Origin of the sequence: Kitasatospora sp. NPDC007106 (assembly GCF_040634455.1) — a bacterium.
Classification (GTDB): domain Bacteria; phylum Actinomycetota; class Actinomycetes; order Streptomycetales; family Streptomycetaceae; genus Kitasatospora; species Kitasatospora arboriphila.
This window is the reverse complement of sequence record NZ_JBEYFP010000583.1, coordinates 1-3828: the sequence shown is the minus strand read 5'-3', so window position 1 is coordinate 3828 and position 3828 is coordinate 1. Positions and strand designations below refer to the sequence as shown.

The 3828-nt window shown below is 74.9% G+C and carries 3 protein-coding genes; 1 reads left to right on the top strand and 2 read right to left on the bottom strand.

The features are described 5' to 3' along the window. A partial coding sequence (locus tag ABZ641_RS28820) for a glycosyl hydrolase family 65 protein (RefSeq protein ID WP_359986395.1) occupies window positions 1-1691 on the top strand: 1691 nt, incomplete at its 5' end. 36 nt (window positions 1692-1727) lie between these two features. Here ABZ641_RS28820 and ABZ641_RS28815 read toward each other — a convergent pair. Together ABZ641_RS28815 and ABZ641_RS28810 are read right to left on the bottom strand one after the other, a co-directional pair. Continuing rightward, window positions 1728-2579 (bottom strand): YhjD/YihY/BrkB family envelope integrity protein, encoded by an 852-nt coding sequence (locus tag ABZ641_RS28815; RefSeq protein ID WP_359986392.1) that lies wholly within the window; start codon window positions 2577-2579, stop codon window positions 1728-1730. A gap of 113 nt (window positions 2580-2692) precedes the next feature. Further along, entirely contained in the window at window positions 2693-3649 is a 957-nt protein-coding gene (locus ABZ641_RS28810) for a YihY/virulence factor BrkB family protein (protein WP_344624749.1), read from the bottom strand. Window positions 3650-3828: the final 179 nt, after the last annotated feature.

Genomic DNA, 3828 nt, shown 5'->3' with positions numbered 1-3828 from the left:
CCGGACCCGGCCGGGCGGCGCAGATCCTCACCGTCGGCGCGGAGCAGGGCGTGCCCGTCACGGTGGAGAAGACCGTGGCCGTCTGCACCGACCGCGACCCGGACGCCGGGGACCCGCTGCACGCCGCGACCGTGCTCGCCGCGTCGGCCGGGGACTTCGGGCAGCTGGCCGACGAGCACGCGCTGCGCTGGGCCGAGCTGTGGCGCCGCTGCCGGATCGAGGCCGACTTCGACGGGATCGGCACGCTCCGCCTGCACCTCTTCCACCTGCTGCAGACCTACTCCGAGCACTCCGTCGGCCTGGACGTCGGCATCCCGGCCCGCGGGCTGCACGGCGAGGCCTACCGCGGCCACGTCTTCTGGGACGAGCTCTTCGTCCTCCAACTGCTCGACCTGCGCTTCCCGGAACTCGCCCGGGCCGTGCTCGACTACCGGCACCGGCGGCTCGGCGCGGCCCGCAGCGCCGCCCGCGAGGCCGGACTGCGCGGCGCGATGTACCCCTGGCAGAGCGGCAGCGAGGGCCGCGAGGAGTCGCAGCGGCTGCACCTCAACCCGATGTCCGGCCGCTGGCTGCCCGACCACAGCCATCTGCAGCGGCACGTCGGCTCGGCCGTCGCCTACAACGTCTGGCAGTACTACCAGGCCACCGGCGACCGCGGCTTCCTGGCCGACACCGGCGCAGAGATGCTGCTGGAGATCGCCCGGTTCTGGTCCTCGGCCGCCGAGTGGAACCCGGCACGCGAGCGGTACTCGATCCGCGGCGTGCTCGGCCCGGACGAGTACCACGACGCCTACCCGTGGGCCGACCGGCCCGGCCTGGACGACAACGCGTACACCAACGTGCTCGCCTCCTGGGTGCTGGCCCGCGGCCTGGACGCCCTCGACGCGCTGCCCGGCCGCCGGCGCGACGAACTGCTGGAACGCCTCGACCTCGACCGGGCCGAACGGGACCGCTGGCAGGAGGTCGGCCGGCGCCTGCACGTGCCCTTCCACGACGGCGTGCTCAGCCAGTTCGAGGGCTACGAACGGCTCGCCGAACTCGACTGGGAACGCTACCGGCGGCACTACCCCGACCTGCGGCGCCTCGACCGGATCCTGGAGGCGGAGGGCGACACCGTCAACCGCTACAAGGCCTCCAAGCAGGCGGACGCCCTGATGCTCTTCCAGCTGTTCTCCGCCCGTGAGGTCCGCGGCCTGCTGCGCCGGCTCGGCTACCCGGCCGGGGAGGAACTGCTGCGCCGCACCGTCCGCCACTACCTGCCGCGCACCGTGCACGGCTCGACCCTCAGCGCGGTGGTGCACGCCTGGGTGCTGACCCGCTCGGACCGCCGGGCCTCCTGGCGGTTCTTCCGCGACGCGCTGGCCGCCGACCGCGAGGACCTGCAGGGCGGCACCACCGCCGAGGGCATCCACCTCGGCGCGATGGCCGGCACCGTGGACCTGCTGCAGCGCTGCTACACCGGCCTGGAGATCCGCGAGGACGCGCTCTGGCTCGACCCGCGGCTGCCCTCCGCACTGGGACGGCTGGAGCTGGACCTGCACTACCGCGGCCACCGGGGGGTGACGGTCGCGGTCGACCGGCGCACGGTGACCGTCTCGCTGCGCGAGGGCCGCGAGGAGCCGATCCGGGTCCGGCTGCGCGGTTCCTGCTTCACCGTGCACCCGGGCGAGCGCCGCGTCCTGTCGCTCTGAACCGGCCGGTCCTGTCCGGCGGGGGCCGGGGCTTCCTCAGCGGGGGCCGCGGCGGCGCGGGGTGGGCGGGCGCTGCAGGGCCTGACCGGCCAGGGCGCCCGCGTACACGCAGTAGCCGACGCCGATCAGCCAGGACTGCACCACCAGCACGGTGCCGATCGCCCCGTAGGACACCGCGTTGGAGACGATCATCGGGGCGAACGCCAGCCGGGAGAACACCCGCAGCCCGACCAGGGCGCACACGGTCAGCACCGCCCCCGGGAGCAGCGTGCGCCAGGACGCCCGGGAGCCGAGCAGCAGCCGCGGCAGCCACCAGAAGAAGAGCAGCCCGCCGATCAGGGTCGCCGCCACCCGCAGGGCCGGCTGGGCGCCGGTGCGGTGCCACGGCACCCCGCTCCAGGCCGCCAGCAGCACGTAGCCGATCAGCCCGCCGAGGCCCACCACCTGGCGCCACACCGAGTGCCAGGCACCCGGCGGCAGCTGCCAGATCCGCTCGTAGGCGTTCTGCACCGCCGCCATCAGCGACACCCCGAAGACCGCCAGGGCGGCGAGGCTCAGCCCGGTCGTGGTGGTGACGACCTCGCGGCGGGAGGCGAAGAGCTCGTCCACCGCGGCGGCCGAGCGGCCGGACAGTCCGAGGCCGTCGATCATCCAGTCGGCGATCCCGCTGCCGCTGGTCGGCGAGGCTGCGGCGATCACGACCAGCAGCGGGACCACGGTGACGAAGCAGAGCGCGGCGAAGGCCATCGAGCGGTGCAGCAGTTCGATCTCCCGGCCGCGCCGCCAGGTCTCCCGGGCCGCCTCGGCCAGCCGCGCCCGCAGACCGCTCTGCTGCGGGCCGCCGGACCGCGGCAGCGGCCGCCCCTGGAGGTGCTGGCCGCCGGTCACCGTGGGGTTCCCCCGTCCGGGCGACGCCGTACGGCCGGACGGCGGCGCGCGGGCCGCACCGCCCCTGCGGGGTCGGACCGGCACGCCGCCATCGGTCACTCACTCCCCTGCGCTCAGGGGCCGCCACCGGACTCGGCGTCGTCCCAGGTCTCCGTGGAGCGCGGCTCGACGTACGGCTCGTGCGTCCGCGGCAGGCCGCCCTGGACGGCGCGCGCCCGCGACAGCTCGGCGTCGAACTCCAGCCCCAACAGGATCGCCAGGTTCGTCAGCCACAGCCACACCAGGAAGACGATCACTCCCGCGAGGGTGCCGTAGGTCCGGTTGTAGGAGGAGAAGTTCGCCACGAAGGCGGCGAAGCCGGCGGACAGGCCGATCCAGAGCGCCACCGCGAGCACGCTGCCGGGCGACACCCAGCGGAAGCCGCGGCCGCGGACGTTGGGCGCAGCCCAGTACAGCAGCGTGATCATCAGCGTGACCAGCAGGAGCAGCACCGGCCACTTGGCGATCGACCAGACCTGCACCCCCACGTCGCCGATCCCGAGCGCCTCGCCGGCCTTCCGCGCGAGCGGCCCGGTGAACACCACGATCACGGCGCTGCCGGCGAGCAGCAGCATCAGCACCACCGTCAGGCCGAGCCGCAGCGGCGTCAGCTTCCACACCGGCCGGCCCTCGCGGATGTCGTACACCACGTTGGCGGCGCGGATGAAGGCGGCGATGTAGCCGGAGGCGGACCACAGGGCGCCGGCCAGGCCGAAGACCGCGAGGGCGCCGCTGGTGGCATGGCTGCGCTGCAGCTCCTCGACACCGCCGCGGAGGATGTCGCGGGCCGGGCCGGGGGTCCAGGTACGCAGGTTGTCGAGCAGTTGCCCGGTGACGGACTGCCCGACCAGGCCGACCAGTGACACGAGCAGCAGCAGGGTGGGGAAGATCGCGAGGACGCCGTAGTAGGTGAGCGCGGCGGCCCGGTCGGAGAGCTCGTCGTCGAGGATCTCCCGGCCGGTGCGGCGCAGCGCGTCCTGCCAGCCTCGGCGGCGCAGCCGGGTCAGCCGGTCGGGGGCGCGCCGGCGCACCCGGGCGCTGGGCCCGGCCCGGGCGATGGTCCGCCGCCGGGCGATCGTGTGTCTGCGAAGTCGGTCCACGCCCGCGCGTCTGTCCGTCCGCGGCGGATCCAATCGCCCCGTACGGGCTCAGGCGTTCTCGGGACCGGCCCCGGTGGCCCCGCCGCGGCGGGCGCGGCGGGCGCGGTGGG